The organism is Corynebacterium coyleae, assembly GCF_030408635.1.
GTDB lineage: Bacteria > Actinomycetota > Actinomycetes > Mycobacteriales > Mycobacteriaceae > Corynebacterium > Corynebacterium coyleae.
Window position 1 is genome coordinate 1,695,289 of the sequence record NZ_CP047198.1, and the last position, 20,782, is coordinate 1,716,070.

The window sequence follows — 20,782 nt, forward strand, 5'->3', positions numbered from 1 at the left end:
TAATCCTCCTGCTATCTACGCACGCGGCGCGGCCCACCAGTGGCTTGACGCACCGGCGCCGTCGGGCGGTGATTGCGCTGTACCTGCTCACGTGGGTGCTGGCGAGGCTGGCGTTGCTGTGTGATCGGACGGGGCTCCTGGACGCCAAGCATGCGGTCGAACACTGGGCGGCCGTAGTTCTGCATCGCGGAAATCGCATCCGGCTCGTGGCGAGCCACGTTTGCCAACACACCCATCGCCCCCAGGGTGATCACAGCCGAGGTACCGCCAGCAGAGAGCATCGGCAGCTGAATGCCGGTCACCGGCAGCAGACCGATGACGTAGCCGATGTTGACAAATGCCTGCGAAACAACAGCTGCCGTCAGCGCCGCCGCCATCAGCGTCTGGTACTGCGACTGCGCACGCCGAGCGGTACGGAAACCGAAAAAGCCGAGCAAGGCGAACAGGGAAATAACCAAGGTGCCGCCCCACAAGCCGAGCTCTTCGCCGATGATCGCGAAAATAAAGTCGTTGCGTGCCTCAGGCAGGTAGAACCACTTCGCGCGGGACTGGCCAAGACCGACACCGAAAATGTGACCGTCTGCGAGCGACAAAAAGCCTTGGTGGGACTGGAACGCAATACCTTGCGTGTCATCGAAGTGGCCGCGCAGTGCGTCGAAGTACACGTGGAAACGCGCGGAGCGGAAACCTCCGGACAAGAACGCCACAATCAGTGAGAACGCGCCACCAATTCCCAGGTAAACGATTGCCTTCTTTGGCACACCCGCGAAGATCAGGATGAAGGCGACCACAACCGCGAACGACAAAGCCATACCCATGTCGCCCTGTGCGGCAATCAACGCGACACAGATTGCAGCCACGATAAAGAACGCGAGGAAACCGTTGTTGGCCTGGAACAAACGTTGCGGATTTCTGTGTTCGAGCACCTTCGCGCCCCACATCGCGATAGCCACACGGGCCACCTCCGATGGCTGCAGGCGCAGCGGGCCCAGCACAATCCACGACTGGGAACCTACCTCTTCGCGGCCGGTGCCCAAGGGCGTGAGCACCAAGATCAGCAAAATAACGGAAGCGGCCATCAGGACAGCGGAGAAGCTGCGCAGCCGCTCAGGCGGCGTTTTCAGCGCCACCCAAAACGCGATCAGGCCACCGATGACCATGACGGTTTGACGGATGGCCACGCCCCAGACGCTCTCGGAATCTGCGAACGACGTCGCCATTGACGACGACATCACCATGACCACACCAAGACCTGCAAGCACCAGGACAATGCTGCGGATCATGGTGTAGTCGATGAGCGGCCGGGAATCCAGAAACTCCTCGAATTTGCGCACCTTAAGCGCCAATTTTGAGGTTGGCTCGGTCGATCGCGGGGCACGTCGCGTTGTCCCCTGTTGCACCGCCATGCAGCTGCCCTTTCATTCGAGAAGTCTCAACGTGAAGTTGAGCTTACTTGTTATCCGGGCTCCAGTGTCGCATCGCTGCCGCTGCGAAGGCGTCGCCACGCGCTGACATGCCCGAAAACATATCCAAGCTCGCAGCAGCCGGCGCCAACAGCACCGTATCGCCCGGCTGCGCCTGGCTCGCCGCCCACGCAACAACCTCATCCATGGCTTGTTCCGGATCCGTGGAGTCAGAGACAAACACCGGAACGTCCGGGGCGGCCGCGTTGACAGACGCGCGGATGAGCCCACGATCCACACCGAGCAGAGCAACGGCGCGGAACTGATCAGCGTGTGCTTTGACGACACCGTCGACGGCAGCGCCTTTGAGCTGTCCTCCCGCGACCCACACCACCGTGCCCGCACCGGTGAGCGCAGAATCCGCCGCGTGCGGGTTCGTGGCCTTGGAGTTATCCACCCAATCCACACCGCCGCCGGAGTGCACCACCGCCCCACGGTGACCGGCCACGCGGTACTTCTCCAGTGCCCGCTGGATGTGATGCGGCTTGGCCCCCTGGGTCAACGCCACCGCAGCGGCCGCGAGTGCGTCAAGCAGACCGGCGGCTCCGGCGGGCTCGATGCCGTCGGCACTTGCAACGTCGATAGTTTCGCCGCCGAGTTTGGCCACGATCCTGCCGCCCGAAACACCGACCTGGTTGTCGCCAGGCTCTTGAAGTGTGAACCCGATGATGTCGTCGCGACCAGTCTGCTCAGCTAAACGCTGCACCTCCGTATCGTCGATACCTGCAACCGCATGCGTTGCTTGCAATACCTTCGCCTTCGACGCGGCGTATTCCGCAAACGAGCCGTGCCAGTCAATGTGGTCTTCAGCCAGGTTCAGCAGCACGCCAGCATCCGGCACGAGCTCGGAGGACCAGTGCAGCTGGAAACTCGACAGTTCGGCGACGAGGACATCAACGTGTTCGTCGAGAAGCAGCACCTCTCCGACCGCGGTGCCGATGTTGCCGCAGGCACGTGCGATACGGCCGGTGTCGGCGCCGACTTCGGTCATCATCGCCGCCAGCATGCCCGTAGTCGTGGTTTTGCCGTTGGTGCCCGTGACGACGAGCCACGTCCGCGGTGCGCCAAACACGCCGGCGCGGTCAAGGCGGAAGCACAGTTCAACATCGCCGATGACGTCGATGCCGGCGGCGGTGGCGTCGACAAGCAATGGCGTATCAGGTCGCCACCCGGGCGAGGTGACCACAAGGCCAGTGTCAGCGAAGCGCTCGCGCGCTTCAGCGCTGGAACACACCGCGAAGCCTTTTGCGGTAGCGGCTGCGCGCCCATCCGGGTTGTCGTCGACAACCGTGCAATTCGCACCCGCCTTCGTCAGCAAGTGCGCTGCGCCGAGACCAGAAACACCAGCACCGGCGACTAAAACATGATCTGGCAGCGTCACAGGCCCGCTCCGTTCAACGAGAGCCACTCACCATAAAACGCGGCGAGGCCAAGCATGACCGACATCCCGGAGATGATCCAGAAACGCACCACTACGGCAGTCTCTGGCCAGCCGCCGTTTTCAAAGTGGTGGTGGAACGGCGCCATGCGGAACACTCGCTTGCCGGTGGTCTTGAAGGACGCAACCTGAATCACCACGGAGGCGGCCTCCAGGACGAACAACGCGCCGATGACAACCATCAGCAACTCGGTGCGCGAAGCAACCGACAGGCCCGCAACAAGGCCACCGAGTGCCAGCGAGCCAGTATCCCCCATAAAGATCTTCGCGGGTGCGGCATTCCACCACAGGAAACCCACGCAGGCACCAAAACCGGCCGCCGCGAGGATAGCCAGGTCCAACGGGTCGCGCACCGAGTAACAGCCAGCGGTCGCGACAGCGTCACAAGAGTTACGGAACTGCCAGAACGTAATGCCCGAGTAGGCAGCCATCACAAGTGCCGTCGTACCAGCGGCCAACCCGTCGAGACCGTCAGTCAGGTTCACTGCATTCGACCACGCGGCCAGCAGGATGTAGATGAACACCAGGAAGATGATGGTGCCCACCACACCCCCGCCGATGGCGAGGTTGATCGTGTCGATGTCGCGCACGAACGACAAGAACGTCGAGCCAGGTGTCAGACCGTTCTCGTCCGGGAACTGCAAGATAAGCAGCCCGAAGGCGATCGAAATGACAAACTGCGCCACAAGCTTCGCTGTCTTATTGAGGCCAAGGTTGCGGTGCATGAACAACTTAATGCCATCATCGGCAAAACCTACGAGGCCGAGCGACAGCGTAAGCCCCAGCACGATCAGGCCCGAGGCAGTAAACGCCGTGTGGCCCGTAGCCAACGCTGAGAGACTGCCGCCGACGTAGCCAAGCGCGATTGCTAACAAAATAGCGATGCCGCCCATTGTTGGCGTGCCACGCTTGCGGGCGTGCGACTTCGGGCCGTCCTCGCGGATCTCCTGCCCCATCTCGCGGCGATGGAAATATCTAATGAGCAGCGGGGTCACAAAAATCGAGACCAGGAAACTAAGAATCCCGGCGCAAATGACTTGAACCATGAAGTGTTACCTCGCTGCTGTTTCGTTATTCATGTTGAACTATCTAAGCGTATGCCCTTGCAGTAGCGCCTCGGCCACTGCCCACAGTCGCGCAACGTTTGATGCTTTTACCAGCACGACATCGCGGTCGGTGCGCGACTGCCAGTCGTCGATACCCGCTGGCGGCATAGCCAACAGTTCGCGCACTACCTCGCTGGCTTCGGCAGCATCGGCGACGCTGCTGGTGCGGATGCCGAATTGCTCAGCACGCTCGGCCAGCGCTTCCATCGACGCATTATTCCCGACAGTGATGAGGTCGGTGACGCTGTAGCGCGCCAACTCATCGGCAAGCGCCGCGTGCTCGTGTTCCGCACCGGCGCCAAGTTCGCCCATCTCCCCCAGCACCGCAAGAGAGCGCACACCTGGGCGCGCCGCGGCGGTGTAACCCAACGCGGCAATGGCAGCCCGCATCGATTCAGGGTTGGCGTTGTAGGCATCGTTGATCACGGTCACGCCATCGGCGCGGGTGTTGACGTCCATGCGGTTGACCGACACGGAGTGCGCATCAGACAACGCCTGCGCGACAGTTGCGACATCCATGCCCGATTCAATGCCGACTGCAGCTGCAGCCAGCGCATTGCCCACCTGGTGCGCACCGAACACGTTGAGAGTTACGCGCTGCGGATCGCCCTTCGGGGTGTGCATGATAAACGACGCACGCGCCACCGCATCCAGTTCCACATCGGTGGCGTAGTAATCCGTTGCCGTATTGCCGTTGGCGGAAAAGCGCACCACGCGTGCCTTCGTCCGCGGAGCCATCGCGTTGACCAGGTCGTCGTCGGCGTTGAGCACCGCGATGCCATCGGCAGGCAGCGCCTCAACGAGTTCGCCCTTGGCCTGCGCGATGTTCTCGCGGGAGCCGAACTCCCCCAGGTGCGCCGAGCCCACGTTAAGCACCACACCGATCTGCGGTGGTGCAATCGTGGCCAAGTGCGCAATGTGGCCGATACCGCGCGCCGACATCTCCGCAACGAGGAACTTCGTCTCCTCAGTGCAACGCAGCACCGTGTACGGGTGGCCAATCTCGTTATTAAACGACCCCGGAGGCGCCACAGTTTCGCCCGCGCGCTGCAACACAGCGGCGATCAGGTCCTTCGTAGAGGTTTTTCCGGCCGAACCGGTCACACCGATGATCTGCAACCCGTGGTTACCCGTCAGTTCGCGGGCCACATAGGTGGCCAACTTTGACATCCCATCCACTACGCCTGCAGCGGAGCCAGTCGGATCATTCACCGCTAAATCGGAGTTGTCGTCAGCGCGAGGCGGTCGCTTCTCGACGACCACCGCCGGCCAACCAACCTCCCTCGTCGTCAATGACGCAGCAGCACCTGCTGTCGCTGCCTTCTCCACGAAGTCGTGGCCGTCCACGTTCGCGCCCGGAAACGCGACAAACAACCCCCCTGGACCGATCTTGCGGGAATCGAACTCCACAAACCCGGTCACCGAGTTGTCCGGATCAGCCTCCGGGCTCAAGTGTCCTCCGGTGATCTCCGCGATCTGGCGAAGCGTCAGTGCAATCATGCGTTCCTCTTCTCTCGGCGGGCGCGAAGTGCGCGCCGCATCTCTTCGCGGTCATCAAAATGGTGCTTGGTGTCGCCGATGATCTGTCCAACCTCGTGGCCTTTACCCACGACAATGATGGCATCGCCGGGCTTTGCCCACTCGACGAGCGCGTCGATCGCCCTCGCGCGGGAGCCTGCCTCGATGATCTCGGCTGCCGTTTCTGCGTCGCGTGCGCCTTGCAGCACCGCTGCGCGGATCGCTGCCGGGTCTTCGGTGCGCGGGTTGTCATCAGTCACCACAACAAAGTCTGCGCCCTTCGCTGCTTCCGCTCCCATGAGCGGGCGTTTCGAGGAATCTCTGTCACCACCAGCGCCGATCGCCACACCAATCCGGCCATCGACCTGTCCACGCAGCGTCTGAAGCACTGCTGCGACAGCGGCCGGCTTGTGGGCGTAATCCACAACAGCTACAAAATCCTGGCCTTCATCAATTCGCTCCATGCGCCCCGGCACCGCCGCCTGCTCTAGGCCTGCGACAAACGCTGCTACATCGACACCAACCTGCGCCGCAAGCGTGGTGGCAAGGGCGGCATTGGCGACGTTAAACGCACCCGGCATCGGCAGAGCAAACTCCACCTGACGCTCTGGAGTGTGAAGTCGAATGTGCTGGGTTCCGGTGTCGTCGATACGCAATAGCTCCGCAGTGACATCTGCATGCTCACCGCGGGTTGCCACCGTCACCGGGTGCTCCGCGCGCGCGGCCATCTTCTGACCCCAAGAATCGTCGACACAGATCACGCTGCGCTTCGCGTGGAGGTCGCTCGACGGGTCAAAGAACAAGGCTTTCGCCTCGAAGTAGTCCTCCATCGTCGGGTGGAAATCAAGGTGATCCTGCGACAGATTGGTAAAACCAGCGACGTCGAACTGGGCACCCGTCACGCGCCCAAGCATGAGCGCGTGGGAGGAAACCTCCATCACCACATGCGTAACGCCCTCGTCGCGCATACGGGCAAACAGTGCCTGCAACGTCGGCGCCTCAGGCGTAGTCAACTCGGTGGCCACATCGCGGCCCATGATCTTCGTGCCCGTCGTACCAATCAGGCCGACCTTGCAACCAGCCTGTGTCAGTCCACGCTCCAGCATGTACGTCGTGGTGGTCTTGCCCGACGTCCCAGTCACGCCCAGCAGCGTGAAGTCCTTCGACGGATGCCCGTACACCTCCGCGGCAACATGGCCAAGAATCGCGCGCACATTATCGACGACCAACACCGGCCGGCGATCCGACGTCTGCTGGATGATCGCAAGACCTTCTTCGTCAGTCAGAACCGCACCTGCGCCCGAATCGAACGCGTACGACGCGCCATGCACCCGCGTGCCAGGCAGCGCAGCAAACAAGCCACCGGGCTCCACGTTTTGGGAATCAAGACCAATAAACGACACCTCAAACGGTGCCTGCGGCGCATTGACGATGCGTGCCCCCGCAATCTCAGCGAGGGATGTCAGCGTGGGCGCTGAGGACATGATAATTCCTTCCTTTCAGGGCCGTTACTGGGCTTGCAGAACAAACGGTTCCGCGGGCGGGCTCGGCGGGATATTTTCCTTATCCAACATCCAGCTCGCAATCTGACGGAACACCGGCGCCGCAGACTGGCCACCGGCACCGCCGTCGAGTACACCGCGCTGCGGCTCGTCCAGCATGACCGCCACAACAAATCTCGGATCGTTCGCCGGGGCAATACCCGCAAACGTAATCCAATACTGGCTCTGTGAGTATGCGCCCGTTTCCGGGTTCACCTTCTGTGCAGTACCTGTCTTGCCAGAGAACTGGTAGCCCTCCAGCGCATTTCCTTGTGCAGTACCCGACTGGTTGCCGGTCGGGTCTTCTTGGAATGCGGCACGGAACATATCCACCGTTGTACGGGCCGCCTCCTTGCTCACCACTTGGTTGCGCTGCGGCTCATCCTGCGGGATATCTTGTCCGTCTGGTCCGACGATGCGCTCTATGATGCGTGGCTGGATGCGCTCGCCGTCGTTGGCCAACGCCTGGTACACACTCGCCATCTGCAGCGCAGTCCAGCTCATGCCCTGACCGATTGGCAGGTTGGCAAAGGTACCGCCCGACCACTGTTCAAGCACCGGCAGAAGACCCGGCGACTCATTGGGCAACTCAATGCCGGTCGGAGCACCGACACCGAAACGGTTGAGGTAATCCCAGTAACGCTCCTCGCCGAGGCGCTGCGCCAACTGCAATGTGCCCACGTTGGAGGACTTACCGAAGATGCCTGCGGTAGTGTACGGCAGAACATCGTGCTGCCAGGCGTCGCTCACTGTCACACCGGCCATGTCGATCGAGCCCGGCACCTGGTGCACCTCGAACGGGTCAGTCAACCCCTGATCGATTGAAGCCGCTGCAGCGATGACCTTTGCCACCGAGCCTGGCTCGAACGGGTGCGAGATCGCTGGGTTTTCAAAATCCTTACCCTGCTTGATCTGCTTTTCAATATCCCCGTTCGGGTTGATGGTGTCTGTATTTGCCATCGCCAACACCTCACCCGTGTGAGCGTCAAGGACGACAGCCTCAGCCGACTTTGCCAAAGAGTTTGCCTTTGCCTGCTCAAGCACTTGCTGCACATACGTCTGCAGGTCGAGGTCCACCGTGAGCTCAATGCGCGCACCAGGTACCGCTGGCACCACATCGCGCAGGGAGCCCGGAATGGACTGCCCACCTCCCGAGACGTCCTCGGTCGAGCGGCCGTCGATACCGGTAAGCACCGCATCGCTAGAGGCCTCAAGGCCGAACTGACCGTGCCCGTCCATGGAAACCTTGCCAATGATGTTCTCCCCCACAGCACCGTTCGGGTACTGGCGGATGTCCTGCTGGTCAGCAGCCACACCGTGGAACTTCGCCGCCACCTTCGCAGCGACATCCGGGTCAACGTTGCGCACTAAAACTTCGTACGACGTGTCGGCGTGGAGCTTGTCCAAAATCTCCTTGGCACTGACACTGCCCACAGTGCGCAACTGCTCTGTGTCTGTACCCGTAGGCTGTGGATCAGTTTCGCCACCGATCATGCCGGGGATCTCATTCGCCATTGTGCGCAGCACGTCTTCAACGCGGGCGTCGAGCTGCGCGTCGATATCTGCCTTGGGGACGCCGTCGATACGCATCTGCAGCTCTTGCTGCTGTCGCAGTTCCTCACGCAACTGCTTCGGCGAGACCGTCAACGACCTTGCCTGCATCGTGTACGCCAACTGCTTGCCGTCACGGTCCACGATCTCACCGCGACGTGCTGGCTCAACATACTCGCGCTGGCGTTGCACCTTGGCAACTTCACGCAACTCGCCGCCGATGATCACTTGGACCCAAAACAGGCGTGCGATCAGCAAGGCTGCGACGCTGAGGAACACAAGCGTCAAAAGGAATACACGGTGGTTGGTGATGTGACGCTGACTCTTCCGTGGCGCCGGACGCTTCCGGGGTGTGCCCGTGGATGTCACGTGCCCTCCTCACCTACCAAAACTGCTCATTGACTCGTTTATCATGCCCCGCACAAATGCGAAACGAGGTTGCGCCACACGCCTGCGGCACAACCCCCACCGTTAACGTCTATTCGCCGGCGGGCACATTTGCCTGATACGGCGCCACGTTGGCAACCTGCGGTGCTTGCTGCGGACGAGGCGGAGCTTGATTGCCACCTGGAACCTGAGTCAGCGCATCCGCCAGCTCGCGGGTTGCACGGTCATCACTGCTTGCACGGCCCTGACGCAACGCTTCGCCGTTAACGTCGACAATCTTGGCAACCTTTTCTGGGTTGAAAGGCCGGCGCTCTTCAGCACGACCATCTTCCATGACCTCCACTAGGCCAGGTTCTCCAGCGACCACCATGCCTGCGCCTGCAGCGCGCTGTGCGATCTCCGCAGCAGAACGACGATCCTCTAAGTCACGGTTGAGCGACTCGACCTCGTTGGCAAGTTCACGCTCCTTCGACTGCAGCTGCTGGATGGTGAAGGTTTGTGTCGTGGCCACGCCGGACAGCAGCATCGCTATAGCAATACCGATCACCAGCAGAGGCACCGCAAGTGCGGACACTGCGGAAAAACGCGACGGCGCCGCGACCGTGCCAACCCGACGCCCACGCACAGACACAACCTGCTGCGAGCCGAGGCGCCCCCGCCCTCGGGAGTGCGGCACATGCGGCTTCACACCCGGCATCGTGCGACGACGTGCCGGAGCGCTTGTACGGCTGGTGCGGGCACTGCCATCGCGCGTCAGCGTCATCGCGCGGGAGCCACCTCGTGTGTCTCGTGCTGCCATGGTGTCCGTCCTCAGATGGTTGTGTGTTGTACGTGGTTTGTTGTGGGTTATGTGGTTGTCGTTGAGTGCTTAAGCTTCTCGACGCCGCGCACCCTCACCGGTGCTGCACGCGAGTTGCGCTCAATCTCTTCCTGCGGAGCCTTTTCCGCCCCGCGGGTGATGAGTTTGAACGTTGGCTCGGTGCCCGGCAGATCCATCGGAAGTCCCGCCGGCGTCTTTGAAGCTGTCAGTTCAGCGAAGGCAGATTTGACGATCTTGTCCTCGAGCGACTGGTAACTCATGAACACTGCCCGCCCGCCGACGCCGAGCAAATCCGTAATCACCGGAACCACTCGCTCGACAGCCTCAAGCTCGCGGTTGACCTCAATCCGCAGCGCCTGGAAGGTGCGCTTCGCCGGGTGACCGCCAGTACGTCGCGTGGCGGCCGGGATGGTGCTGTACAGCAGTTCCACGAGCCGGTCCGCACGGTCAAACGGCGCACGCTCGCGCTCCTTCAGCACAGCCGACGCAATCTTGCCTGCGAAACGTTCATCGCCGTAGGACTTCAGAATCCTCGCCAGGTCTCCATGCGAGTACGTGTTAAGTACCTCGGCCGCAGTGATGCCGGTGGTCGGATCCATGCGCATATCCAGCGGTGCGTCACCGCGGTAGGAAAAGCCACGCTCCTCCTGGTCCAACTGCATCGATGAAACACCGAGGTCGAACAGCGCACCAGCCACACCGTGCTGCCTCACAAGGTCGAAGGTCTCGCCCTCCCCCGATGCGATCTCGTCGCCGATGTAGTCGAACCGGCATTGCACCGGAGTGAAACGCTCACCGAACTGAGCCAGGCGCTCAGTCGCCTGCTGCAGCGCATTCGGGTCGCGATCCACACCGATCACGCGCGCTTGCGGAAATACGTTGAGAAAGTATTCGGTGTGGCCACCAGCGCCAAGAGTTCCATCGACAATGACGGCGTTGGCGCCGAACGCCTCTACAGCTGGGGCCAGGAGTTCGGCCATGCGGTCGCGCATGACCGGCACATGCCCATGAGGGTCTGCAGCGTGTGTGCGGTACACCATCCGGGCTCACCCCTCGCGGTCAGTTAGTCGTCGGCTCCTTCTAAGCCGGGGAGTATGTAGAGCCCTGTCCGGGGCGGCTGTTCTGATGTCGGGGAAGTACACCAGAATGCTTCACGCCCCGGACAGAGTCCGTACACACTCTCCGAATTGGTTGCCCGCTGTTGGGTAGTCAGTCCTACAGCAGACCGGAGAGAATGTCGTCGTCATCCGCCGCGGAGAACGCGGCTTCAGTCTCTTCTTGATACTTATTCCAGGATTCAAGATCCCAGATCTCGAGAAAATCCACAGAACCGATAACTACGCATTCCTTGGAAAGGCCTGCGTACTCACGGTGTGCCGGCGACAGGGTGATACGTCCGGACCCATCGAGCGTTTGCTCATCCGCACTGGCAGCCAGATTGCGGATAAACGCGCGCGCCTTCGGGTTCGTCCTTGATGCTGCAGCGGCCTTGCGGGCGCGTGCAGCAAACTCGTCCCGCGGGTACACCGCGAGGGAGTGGTCCTGCCCTTTGGTCACCATCAGGCCGTCTGCCAAGTCCTCACGGAACTTCGCAGGCAGCGTCAGGCGCCCTTTGTCGTCGAGCTTGGGAGTGTAGGTTCCCAGAAACATCCGGCGACCTACCTTCCTTCACCTTCAGAGATTGGCATTTGCAGTTTTCTCGGCTTCGCTCCGCATTACGCACGTAGTCAAGATGCGCACCACGGTGCTCCGCTGTGCCCCACTTTAACCCACTTCCCCCCACAAACGCCACACTCTGAGCAACTTAGTTCCCACAACAAGAAGAACACGCAGGTCAACGGCCACAATCCCCGTGGGGCAATTACCCGCCAATGTCCCCCACTTACCGCCACATCCCCCACTACAACCCCATCAATCACCTACAGGCACACGAGACGCAACCCGCTCCGAACGTCCTTTAACAGGCAAAATGGCCGGATCAAACCAACGGGTGGGGCAAAGTGGGGAATGTGGGGCGAAGTGGGGATAAAAAATCGCCCTCCCGAAGAGACCGGGAGGGCGAAGGGAAAGCTAAAAGCTACTGACGATCCTCAAACCGTCGACGGAAGCTCTCCTCCAGGCTAACACTGCGCGGCGAGCGCGACTTGGACTGAGCCTGCGCTCGCTGCAGCGAAACACCAGCGGCAGCCGGGGTACGGAGCGCCATGATCCCCCCATAGAACATCACACCGAAGCCGACGATGCTCAACACCACAGTCCACAGACTCCACGACGCCAGCGCCACTCCCCCAAGAAGAAGGACAAGGCCCAGCACAATGAGGGCGAGGCTACGCATAGTCAGCCGGCCTGACGGGCGCGAAGCACCATACTCAGAGGACGGAGCGACCGAGGAACCGAACTTCGGGTCGTCCGCAAGGAGCGACTGCTCGATCTCGCGCAGTGCGCGCATTTCCTGCTCAGAAAGAGACACTACTTTCTCTCCAGATCCCAGCTATGAATGAACAATGTATGGATACAACGAACATCGTACCCACATTGTTCCCGCGCCTTATTACGCCGCCATTGGCGCATCACCCCCAGTGGTGTCCAGGAGAAAGTCCTCAGCCGAACCGATAAGGCTTGAGACCACGACCGGCGACGGGTTGTCGTCGATCCCAGACGCCACCCTCGCCCGGCGCGCCGAGTATGCAGAAAATACCGTCGCCCAGTGCTGGCCACTTTCCCCGGTGAGCGCGAGCTTGTCCCACGCATTAGTTGGCAGCCGCTTCCGCTTCCGGAGCACAATGCTGCGAGCGTTGCATGCGCCAGCGATGCGCAGTGCAGCCCGGTATGCGTTTTCCATTGCAAGGTCGTAGCGCCTTGCCGCAAAGTCGGTGTGCGCCTGTGCAAGCAGTGCCTCCGCAGAGAAAATGAACGAGTCAAACTTTCGCGGCGCCCCCATATCCCCGTACGCCCTGCCCGTTGTGGCTGAAACTACGCTTCCCATGACACTTTCCCCTTTCGCTGTTACCAGTGCATGTCGCCTTTTGATTGCCCATGACCCTAGAAGTCACCCACGACACCACAACCAAAAATTAGCATGTTTGTTCGACTTTTCGAACGAGGATGTGTGGTCAAGCCCCGCAACAGGCACATAAGTGGTTCGATAGTGGGGTGCACATTGAGATCCAAAGGCTGACCAAGGCGGAGTTTTCTTTCCTCGTGCCACGGTTGGTGGACATCTACATGGAAGCTATGGGGTACCCCCAAACCATGCGCGCGCAGCGTTTACGCGTGTGGCGTGGAGAGGTCACCTGGCCAGGCTTTTCCGCCGTGGCCGCAATCTCGGACAACAGCGTCATCGGAGTGGCCTACGGTTTTCTCGGCGCGCGGGAGCGCTGGTGGGACCAACAACTCGTCAAAGCACTCACTCAGCAACGTCTAGACGGCATGCTTTCTGACGACGACCGTGCGCTACTGGCCAACTACTTCGAAATCGCCGAAGTGCATGTGGATCCGAGGCACCAGGGCCGCGGCATTGGTGCGGCGATGCTCAGGGAACTGCTCGCATCGACATCAGCTCGTTGGGCTGTCCTATCTACTCCCGAGGTAGACGGCGAAGCTAATAACGCATTTGGGCTTTACCGCAAGTTTGGGTTCCAGGACGTTGCTCGCAATTTTTATTACGGAAGCGACCCTCGCCCGTTTGCGATTCTCGCACTCGACATGGCGGGCACACCTCATGTCGGCGAGGCTGACTAGGGTACGTTCCAGAGAGATTTTCGTAGACGACGGTGAGGAGCAGCGTGGCTACACACGAATTGGGGATTGGGAACTTAAGTGCGGTGCCTGGTGTCGTCGAAAAGCATTTGGAGCAGTTTTTCGACGAACACGGGCCGGCGATTTCCGCGATCGGTGAGCCTGTCTCGGAAGCAGTCGCGCACTTGCGCGCGTTCACACTGGGTGGTGGCAAGCGAGTGCGTCCGCTGTACGGCTGGGCAGGTTTTGTCGGCGCCGGTGGTTTGGAAACCAGCAGCGAGGACCCAAACGCGGTCTTGCGCGCGATGAGTGCGCTTGAGTTCATCCAGGCGTGTGCACTGGTCCACGACGACATCGTGGACGCCTCCGATACCCGTCGCGGAAACCCCACGGTGCACCGCAGTGTGGAGGCCCAGCACCTCGAAAACCGTTGGCTGGGCGACGCTGCGACGTTTGGCGTGAACACCGCGATTTTGCTCGGCGATCTCGCCTTAGTCTGGGCGGAAGATATGTGGCGCTACTCCGGTGTTTCGTTGGAGGCGCTGCAACGCGCCGCGGAACCGTGGGTGGGCATGCGCACGGAAGTCATCGGTGGGCAGATCCTTGATATTTCGTTGGAAAGCCGTGGCAGCGAGTCTGCGGACATGGCGGATCGGGTGAACCGGTTTAAGACCGCCGCGTACACGATCGAGCGTCCGCTTCATCTTGGTGCGACTATTGCTGGTGCCGACGATGAGACCATTGCGGCATTCCGTGGTTACGGACGCGATATCGGCATCGCATTCCAGCTTCGCGACGACCTCCTCGGTGTCTTCGGCGACCCAGCAATCACCGGAAAACCTGCGGGCGATGACCTGCGCGAAGGAAAGCGCACTGTCCTTTACGCGACGGCGCTTGAGCTTCTCGATGCCAACGATGCCGACGAGCTCCGCACCGGTGTAGGTACCGCCACCGACCCAAAGGTGCTTCAGCGCCTCGCCGATCTCATCCGCCAAAGTGGTGCGGAGGATGCGGTCGAAGAGCGCATTAACCGTCTCACCGCGTCCGGCATTGCTCACCTGGATACCGCCGGTATTACTGCTGAAGCTCGCCAGGCACTGTCCGAGTTGGCCCACAAGGCCACAGACCGGCGTATGTGATGGCCGGTAAAATCCGGCCGATCCCCCTCGGCGTTGTCGCAGCCGTTCTCATCGCGATCGGTTCCTTTGGTGCCGGAGCGACGCGTTACCGTGACGGCCTCATGCGCTCGATAGGCCTTGAGTTCCTCACTTACGGCCACGGCCGCGGCATGATGGACGGCCTCCTGATGGCGGGCACTGGTCTTCTCGTGTTTGCCTGGCTGTGGCTGTGGCGCACCCGCCCAGGCGAGCAGACCGTGCTCCGTGCGGTGTGGTCGTGGGCCGCTCCACTCGCCTTGAGCGCACCAATCATGTCGCGCGACGTGTACTCCTACCTCATGCAGGGGGCAATGCTTCGCGACGGCTTCGACCCCTACTCCGAAGGCGCCGCTATCAACCCCGGCCCGTATTTGTGGGAGGTCTCCCACGACTGGCGCAACACCACAACGCCGTACGGGCCACTGCACTTGGGCATTGGCAAAGCGGTGACCACGATTGTCGGCGACCACGTCGCGTTTGGCGTCGTTGCCTACCGGCTGATCGCGCTGGCAGGTTTCGCGCTCATTGTCTGGTCGGTACCGCGCATCGCGCGCCTCGCAGGTGCTAGCCCCGGGTTTGCACTGTGGGTAGGTGTAGCCAACCCTGTCATGCTGTTGCACCTGATTGGCGGCATGCACAACGAGGCGGTCATGGTCGGCCTGGTGTGCGCGGGCCTGTACCTGTGCATGCGACACACGTGGTGCACCCCCGGAATCGTGCTCATCGCATGCGCGGTGTCGCTCAAGGCCACGGCTGCGTTCGCGTTGCCGTTTGTGGTGTGGCTGATGGTCACGCGTCGCGCCCGCGTCCACGATGTGCCCCACCACCTCGCCGCGCTTGCCGTCTCTGGAGCCTGGGCGCTGGCGGTCTCGGTCGCCGTCATCCAGGTGGTGACGTGGGTCTGCGGCTCAACGTGGGGTTGGCTCGAGGAAATCACCGGTAACTCGAAGGTGATCAATCCGCTGGCTGGTCCGACGTTCGCCGCAGAACTGATTACCCCGCTCGTGCAGTTGGTCAACGACGACTTCAGCTACAACACAACGCTTGCAGCCACCCGCACGGTGTTCAGCTTCGCGATGCTCCTCGCGCTCGTGATCACGTGGTGGTGGTTCCGCCCGGCGCGCGGCAAGGCCTACGCGCCGCGGATGCTGGCGGGCACCACCGTGGCGTATACGGCAGCGTTTGTCACCAACGCGGTAACGCTGCCGTGGTACTACGCCTCCATCTTGGCGCTCGTGGGCACGTTCCGGGCACCGGCCTGGGTAGCTAGAATTACTACCGGCGCATCCGTCGTCGTGGCACTCGCGTTTACAGGCAGCGGCAACCACAGGCTCTACGACGTGTGGTTCCTCGCCGCAGCCTTCATCGTCGCCGTGGTAGCGACTCGCTGGGTGTTTAGAACGCCATCGCTTGCGCACGACGAATAACTTCGCGCGCTTTCTGACCATGCAAGGCGTCAATCGGGCGCCCCGGCAGCGAATCCTCTTCGGTGTAGAGGAATGTGAGGATCTCCTCGTCGTTGTAGCCGCCATCGGCAAGCACGGTGATCGCGCCTGAGACGAACTTCGACAGCCCATCCTCACCGATCAGCCCAGCCGGGATGAATTTTTTACCATCCCGGATGTACATGACAAGTTTGCGGGCACCGACATAGTCGTGCACACGAGTGACCGGAACGCCCAACGCTTCGGCGGCGTCGGGAAAGGCCAGCAAGGTTTCGTCGCTAAGCAATTGCTCGAGATTCGTTTGTGTGCTCACGGCGCCCGATTCTACCCTGGGGTACATGGCAACACTCGCTCCAGGCACAACTCTCGACGAACGCTACGTCGTGGACCGCGCCATCGCCCGTGGTGGCATGGCCACGGTGTATCGCTGCATCGATTCCCGCCTGGGCCGGGAAGTCGCTGCGAAAGTCATGCACGAGCAATACGTCCACGACGCGGTGTTTCGCGACCGATTCCGGCGCGAAGCCCGCGCGATGGCGCAGCTCAGCCACCCGAACTTGGTCAACGTGTACGACTTCTCCGCGTCCGGCAACAACGTGTTTCTCATCATGGAACTCATCACCGGCGGCACGCTGCGCGAATTGCTCGCCGAGCGTGGTCCGATGCCTCCCCACGCAGCCGCGGAGGTGATGCGCGGCATGCTCACGGGACTTTCTGTCGCGCATGAGAAAGGCATGGTGCACCGCGATATTAAGCCGGACAACGTGCTTATCGACGCCTCCAGCCGCGTCAAACTCTCCGACTTCGGCCTCGTGCGCGCAGCCGCCGAAAACACACATTCGACCGACCAAATCGTGGGCACCGTCGCCTACCTCTCCCCTGAACAAGTCGACGGCAGCCCCATCACAGCCGCATCGGATGTGTACTCCGCCGGCATCGTGTTGTTCGAACTCCTCACCGGCCGCACGCCATTTCACGGCGACACCCCCATCGCGCACGCGTACGCACGCCTCCATGGAGATGTGCCCGCGCCGTCCTCACTCATTGCCGGGGTGCCAATGCTTTTCGACGAGCTCGTCGCCACCGCAACCGCCCGCACCCCCGAAGCGCGCTTCCGCGATGCGGGAGAATTCCTCGCCGCACTCGACGACGTAGCAGCCGAACTTGCACTGCCGGACTACACCGTGCCTGCCCCGCGCAACGCCGCAGCCACGCGAGCCGCAGCACACCCGACTAACTTCGGACTGGTCAACAACGCCGCACAGCGACGCCTCTTCCCCGATGACGAGGCGCCAACGCGAGTCGCCCCCGCAGTTGAGAGGCCAACTAAGCAGGCGTCCCCAGAACTGCCGTCACGCAGCCAATGGCCCGCTGCACAGGCGTCTCCGGCTCCGGTTCCGGCCCCCGTTCCGCCTGCAGCCGCCCCCGTGCCCGCACCCGTGCCACCACGTGCACCCCGGCCTGCCGCTCCCAATCCGGCAAAGCGCCCCGCAGTCAAGCCGGTAACTAACCGCTCTCTGATCGGTGTCGTGCTCTACACCGCTGTTGCAATCGCCGTGGTAGCTGCGGTTGGTCTGGGCGCGTGGTGGTTCGGCTCCGGGATGTATGGCGACATCCCGGAGATCGTCATCCCGCGGTAGCGCTGGCCGAGTAGCGCTGTCTTAGTAGCGCAGCATCTCTGCGACGAGGAACGACAGCTCGAGTGCCTGCTCGGTGTTCAGACGCGGGTCGCAAGCGGACTCGTAACGGCCCGGCAGATCCACATCAGTGATGTCCTGCGCACCGCCGAGGCACTCAGTGACGTCTTCACCCGTGAGCTCGATGTGAATACCACCCGGGTGGCTGCCGAGTTCGCGGTGGACCTCGAAGAAGCCCTGAACTTCGTCGATGATCTTGTCAAAGTGACGCGTCTTGTAGCCATTGCTCGACGTGAACGTATTGCCGTGCATCGGGTCCGACTGCCAAATGACCTTGTGGCCGGAGGCCTCAACCGCCTTGACAATGCCAGGCAGTACTTCGCGGATCCGGTCCTGCCCCATGCGGATCACCATGGTCAAACGACCCGGCTCGCGGTTCGGATCAAGCTTATCTGCGTAAGCGACAGCCTCTTCTGGAGTGGTGGTCGGGCCCAACTTGATACCGATCGGGTTGCTGATCATCGCGGCGAAGTTGACGTGGAAATCGTCGATACCGCGGGTGCGCTCACCGATCCAGAGCTGGTGGGCGGACAGATCGTAAAGCTTCGTCTCACCCTTCCAATCCGTGGCCAAACGCAGCATCGCACGTTCGTAATCCACCAACAGCGCCTCGTGGGATGCGTACACGCTGGACGTGCGCAAGTTCGTGTCACTGACGCCACAAGCATCCATGAACGCAAGCGAACGCGAAATCTCGCGAGCAAGTGCTTCGTAACGCGCACCCGCAGGCGAGTTAGTCACGAACTCTCGGTTCCAGTTATTGATGTTGTGCAGGTCCGCAGTACCGGACGCCGTCAGGGCACGCACCAAGTTCATCGCCGCCGACGAGTTCGCGTACGCACGCACCATGCGGGCCGGATCGTGGCGACGAGACTCCTCGGTCGGATCCACACCATTGACGATGTCACCGCGGTAATTCGGCAAACCATTCTCATCAAGATCAGACGAGCGCGGCTTCGCGTACTGGCCAGCAATACGAGCAAGTTTGACCACCGGCATCGACGCACCGTAGGTCAACACCGCAGCCATCTGCAGCAGGGTCTGCACGTTGGCACGGATGTGTGGCTCGGTGTTGGACTCGAACGTCTCAGCACAATCGCCACCCTGCAGCATGAACGCCTTGCCGTTGGCGACGTCCGCTAGATGCGACTTGAGCCCCTCAACCTCGGGCGCGAGCACGACCGGCGGGACGGACTCCAAAATCTTGCGAACATACTCAGCCTGGGCAGGGTCCCACGACGGCTGCTGCTTCGCATCGCGGGAAATAACATCTTCAAACTGCGCGTTTAAATCTCCCGGCAGCGGCGGCAGATCGGGCAGTACCTCTTTGGGGATATCAATAGTCCAGCTCACCGTTCTATATTTAGCACGGATTACTGCCCCAGTACAGGCGGTACAGCCTGCAACTTCTCACAAGGCGGTTTTATCGTCTCACATTTTGGATACGGCGCCGTCGCGGTTCAACGGCAAATGCTCCGCACATACACGAAACTTCCGCAGATTATGGCGCGCATCAACGAGAGCATCGTGGTTGCCCTCCGGCACCCGTGGCAGGCGCGGCTTGCCTGCCATCTGCCAATACTGCTTCAGCTCGCAGGTGTAGCGCGGCAGCGAACGCGGCAGACCGGACATGTCACCCCATAGTTGCGCGAGCACCACGTGGTCATAGGCGCCAACCCAAGCCCACAGTTCTGGCCTGGTGTCACCCGAGGTGAGAAACTCATAGACCTCGTTACGGATGCGCTCCAGCGACTTCCACACTGGTTGGTTCTTCGGAGGGAGCTTCGACAACACGTGCGCTTTGACCCAAGCGTTGGCGCGTGCTGGGTCGAACTCATCGGACACCGCATAGTATTCGCGGCCATCCTCAGCAACAATGCCGATGGACACCAGCTCGATCGTCTCGCCGTCCTCAATGAATTCGGTGTCGTAGAAGAATCTCACTGCGTCGAACTACTTCCGTTGCTCCGATCGAATATCCCCCAACACCTCGCGCCGCGAAGGGCCCTTCTCCCCCTCAACACGCCTCGGCCAAAACATCACTGCAGCCACCGCCACGACGGCAAGCGGGCCTGCCAGCTTCGGATACCACCCCTGCTCAGACGCAATCAGGAACACCACAACAACGACGCACACCAACGCGATTCGGGTAACAAGCGGTTTATTCATTACTGCACACCTTTCGGCCCAGTTTTCGGTTCAGCACCTTCGGGGTATTTCCCTGTCTGCTCGAGGGACTTCTTCACATCGGTCGCGTAGACATCCACGTATTCCTCACCGATCATCTCTGCAATGCGATGCATGCAGTAGTCCGTAAAGGGACGCACGGCCTCGCGCGAGTCAGGGTCGTAGCCATTTTCAACCGCCCAAGCTCGCGGATCAATCGGCTCCGAAATCTTGATCTGCACCTTGACCGGCCGGATGAGCTTGGTGCCGATCGGGTTCGCGCGACCAGATCCAATCATGCCGACCAAAATCACAGGCACGCCGGTTGGCATAGCGATGCGCGCCATGCCAGTGCGCCCCTTGTACACACGCCCATCCGGCGAACGGGTTCCCTCGGCATAAATGCCGAAGAGCTCGCCGTCGTCGAAAATCTTCTTCACCGTTTCCAGCAAGACGTTCCCGGCGGTGTCGGAGCTTCGGTCAATGGGAACTTGGCCCACGGCGGTGAAGAAAAACCGCTGCAAACGTCCACTGAGCCCCGTGCCAGTGAAGTACTCCATTTTGGCCGGGAACTTCAGCTGCCGGCGAACCATCAACGGCAAGTAAAAGGAATCCAACACAGCCTGATGGTTAGAAACCAACAGGGCCGGACCTTCGTCCGGGATGTTCTCCACACCGTAAATGCGCGGGCGGTTCCACACCAACAGCGGCGGCCCGAAAATAGCCTTGAACAGGGAATACCACTTGTTTGCCAT

At 61.3% G+C, this 20,782-nt stretch carries 19 protein-coding genes and 1 pseudogene; 4 read left to right on the forward strand and 16 right to left on the reverse strand.

Annotated features, from left to right (window positions below; all coding sequences use genetic code 11):
* Positions 1 to 11: 11 nt before the first annotated feature.
* The 11 genes from CCOY_RS08225 to CCOY_RS08275 all read right to left on the reverse strand — a co-directional run bounded on the left by CCOY_RS08225 (position 12) and on the right by CCOY_RS08275 (position 12,810).
* Positions 12 to 1,406, reverse strand: coding sequence for an FtsW/RodA/SpoVE family cell cycle protein (locus tag CCOY_RS08225; protein WP_070450878.1), 1,395 nt, complete (start codon positions 1,404 to 1,406; stop codon positions 12 to 14).
* Between the two features lie 43 nt (positions 1,407 to 1,449).
* Entirely contained in the window at positions 1,450 to 2,844 is a 1,395-nt protein-coding gene (gene murD, locus CCOY_RS08230; RefSeq protein ID WP_244268617.1) for a UDP-N-acetylmuramoyl-L-alanine--D-glutamate ligase, read from the reverse strand.
* Positions 2,841 to 3,947 (reverse strand): phospho-N-acetylmuramoyl-pentapeptide-transferase, encoded by a 1,107-nt coding sequence (gene mraY / locus CCOY_RS08235; protein ID WP_070450875.1) that lies wholly within the window; start codon positions 3,945 to 3,947, stop codon positions 2,841 to 2,843. Before mraY ends, murD begins: the two co-directional genes overlap by 4 nt.
* A gap of 39 nt (positions 3,948 to 3,986) precedes the next feature.
* A complete protein-coding gene (locus CCOY_RS08240; protein WP_092100280.1) occupies positions 3,987 to 5,507 on the reverse strand; it encodes a UDP-N-acetylmuramoyl-tripeptide--D-alanyl-D-alanine ligase in 1,521 nt (506 codons plus the stop codon).
* Positions 5,504 to 7,009 carry a UDP-N-acetylmuramoyl-L-alanyl-D-glutamate--2,6-diaminopimelate ligase gene (locus tag CCOY_RS08245; protein WP_070570099.1) on the reverse strand — a complete coding sequence of 502 codons (1,506 nt, stop codon included), beginning with the start codon at positions 7,007 to 7,009 and terminating at the stop codon, positions 5,504 to 5,506. The genes CCOY_RS08240 and CCOY_RS08245 overlap by 4 nt, the downstream gene beginning before the upstream one ends.
* 24 nt (positions 7,010 to 7,033) lie before the next feature.
* Positions 7,034 to 8,986: a peptidoglycan D,D-transpeptidase FtsI family protein gene (locus tag CCOY_RS08250; protein WP_092100282.1), complete on the reverse strand. Its 1,953-nt coding sequence runs from the start codon at positions 8,984 to 8,986 to the stop codon at positions 7,034 to 7,036.
* Between the two features lie 109 nt (positions 8,987 to 9,095).
* Positions 9,096 to 9,803: a cell division protein FtsL gene (gene ftsL / locus CCOY_RS08255; protein ID WP_141739360.1), complete on the reverse strand. Its 708-nt coding sequence runs from the start codon at positions 9,801 to 9,803 to the stop codon at positions 9,096 to 9,098.
* A 47-nt stretch (positions 9,804 to 9,850) separates the two neighbouring features.
* Positions 9,851 to 10,864, reverse strand: a complete 1,014-nt coding sequence (gene rsmH, locus CCOY_RS08260) for a 16S rRNA (cytosine(1402)-N(4))-methyltransferase RsmH (RefSeq protein ID WP_070422187.1) — start codon at positions 10,862 to 10,864, stop codon at positions 9,851 to 9,853.
* A 175-nt stretch (positions 10,865 to 11,039) separates the two neighbouring features.
* Positions 11,040 to 11,474, reverse strand: a complete 435-nt coding sequence (gene mraZ, locus CCOY_RS08265; RefSeq protein ID WP_070422186.1) for a division/cell wall cluster transcriptional repressor MraZ — start codon at positions 11,472 to 11,474, stop codon at positions 11,040 to 11,042.
* A 427-nt stretch (positions 11,475 to 11,901) separates the two neighbouring features.
* Positions 11,902 to 12,294: a DUF3040 domain-containing protein gene (locus CCOY_RS08270; protein ID WP_070450870.1), complete on the reverse strand. Its 393-nt coding sequence runs from the start codon at positions 12,292 to 12,294 to the stop codon at positions 11,902 to 11,904.
* Positions 12,295 to 12,375: 81 nt separating this feature from the next.
* Positions 12,376 to 12,810, reverse strand: coding sequence for an SAV_6107 family HEPN domain-containing protein (locus CCOY_RS08275; RefSeq protein ID WP_092100284.1), 435 nt, complete (start codon positions 12,808 to 12,810; stop codon positions 12,376 to 12,378).
* A gap of 167 nt (positions 12,811 to 12,977) precedes the next feature.
* On the opposite strand from CCOY_RS08275, the gene CCOY_RS08280 reads away from it, so the two are divergent.
* Genes CCOY_RS08280 through CCOY_RS08290 form a run of 3 tightly spaced genes read left to right on the forward strand, consistent with a single transcriptional unit; the run spans position 12,978 to position 16,146 of the window.
* Positions 12,978 to 13,565 (forward strand): GNAT family N-acetyltransferase, encoded by a 588-nt coding sequence (locus tag CCOY_RS08280; RefSeq protein WP_092102753.1) that lies wholly within the window; start codon positions 12,978 to 12,980, stop codon positions 13,563 to 13,565.
* Positions 13,566 to 13,609: 44 nt separating this feature from the next.
* Entirely contained in the window at positions 13,610 to 14,701 is a 1,092-nt protein-coding gene (locus tag CCOY_RS08285) for a polyprenyl synthetase family protein (RefSeq protein WP_208856564.1), read from the forward strand.
* Positions 14,701 to 16,146 (forward strand): alpha-(1->6)-mannopyranosyltransferase A, encoded by a 1,446-nt coding sequence (locus tag CCOY_RS08290; protein WP_070483997.1) that lies wholly within the window; start codon positions 14,701 to 14,703, stop codon positions 16,144 to 16,146. The genes CCOY_RS08285 and CCOY_RS08290 overlap by 1 nt, the downstream gene beginning before the upstream one ends.
* Here the strand turns inward: CCOY_RS08290 and CCOY_RS08295 are convergent.
* Positions 16,115 to 16,504, reverse strand: coding sequence for an Rv2175c family DNA-binding protein (locus CCOY_RS08295; RefSeq protein WP_070422181.1), 390 nt, complete (start codon positions 16,502 to 16,504; stop codon positions 16,115 to 16,117). The two genes, CCOY_RS08290 and CCOY_RS08295, sit on opposite strands and share 32 nt — an antisense overlap.
* On the opposite strand from CCOY_RS08295, the pseudogene CCOY_RS08300 reads away from it, so the two are divergent.
* Positions 16,503 to 17,792, forward strand: a pseudogene (locus CCOY_RS08300) (protein kinase domain-containing protein); the annotation flags it as partial. The gene CCOY_RS08295 and the pseudogene CCOY_RS08300 overlap by 2 nt on opposite strands.
* Positions 17,793 to 17,825: 33 nt before the next feature.
* Here the strand turns inward: CCOY_RS08300 and CCOY_RS08305 are convergent.
* The 4 genes from CCOY_RS08305 to CCOY_RS08320 form a co-directional block, all read right to left on the reverse strand.
* The gene (locus tag CCOY_RS08305) at positions 17,826 to 19,214 is read right to left on the reverse strand and encodes a class II 3-deoxy-7-phosphoheptulonate synthase (RefSeq protein ID WP_092100288.1); all 1,389 of its coding nucleotides are present in this window, start codon (positions 19,212 to 19,214) and stop codon (positions 17,826 to 17,828) included.
* Positions 19,215 to 19,292: 78 nt separating this feature from the next.
* Entirely contained in the window at positions 19,293 to 19,805 is a 513-nt protein-coding gene (locus CCOY_RS08310) for a polyadenylate-specific 3'-exoribonuclease AS (RefSeq protein WP_070484004.1), read from the reverse strand.
* Between the two features lie 9 nt (positions 19,806 to 19,814).
* Positions 19,815 to 20,030 carry a hypothetical protein gene (locus CCOY_RS08315; protein WP_070484006.1) on the reverse strand — a complete coding sequence of 72 codons (216 nt, stop codon included), beginning with the start codon at positions 20,028 to 20,030 and terminating at the stop codon, positions 19,815 to 19,817.
* A complete protein-coding gene (locus CCOY_RS08320; RefSeq protein WP_092100289.1) occupies positions 20,030 to 20,782 on the reverse strand; it encodes a lysophospholipid acyltransferase family protein in 753 nt (250 codons plus the stop codon). Before CCOY_RS08320 ends, CCOY_RS08315 begins: the two co-directional genes overlap by 1 nt.

Coding starts and splice junctions, on each gene's coding strand:
- CCOY_RS08240 (WP_092100280.1), bottom strand. CDS start 5,507: ATGATTGCACTGACGCTTCGCCAGATCGCGGAGATCACCGGAGGACAC.
- CCOY_RS08320 (WP_092100289.1), bottom strand. CDS start 20,782: ATGGCAAACAAGTGGTATTCCCTGTTCAAGGCTATTTTCGGGCCGCCG.
- CCOY_RS08225 (WP_070450878.1), bottom strand. CDS start 1,406: ATGGCGGTGCAACAGGGGACAACGCGACGTGCCCCGCGATCGACCGAG.
- CCOY_RS08275 (WP_092100284.1), bottom strand. CDS start 12,810: ATGGGAAGCGTAGTTTCAGCCACAACGGGCAGGGCGTACGGGGATATG.
- CCOY_RS08315 (WP_070484006.1), bottom strand. CDS start 20,030: ATGAATAAACCGCTTGTTACCCGAATCGCGTTGGTGTGCGTCGTTGTT.
- CCOY_RS08295 (WP_070422181.1), bottom strand. CDS start 16,504: ATGTACCCCAGGGTAGAATCGGGCGCCGTGAGCACACAAACGAATCTC.
- mraY (WP_070450875.1), bottom strand. CDS start 3,947: ATGGTTCAAGTCATTTGCGCCGGGATTCTTAGTTTCCTGGTCTCGATT.
- ftsL (WP_141739360.1), bottom strand. CDS start 9,803: ATGGCAGCACGAGACACACGAGGTGGCTCCCGCGCGATGACGCTGACG.
- rsmH (WP_070422187.1), bottom strand. CDS start 10,864: ATGGTGTACCGCACACACGCTGCAGACCCTCATGGGCATGTGCCGGTC.
- CCOY_RS08245 (WP_070570099.1), bottom strand. CDS start 7,009: ATGTCCTCAGCGCCCACGCTGACATCCCTCGCTGAGATTGCGGGGGCA.
- mraZ (WP_070422186.1), bottom strand. CDS start 11,474: ATGTTTCTGGGAACCTACACTCCCAAGCTCGACGACAAAGGGCGCCTG.
- CCOY_RS08290 (WP_070483997.1), top strand. CDS start 14,701: ATGGCCGGTAAAATCCGGCCGATCCCCCTCGGCGTTGTCGCAGCCGTT.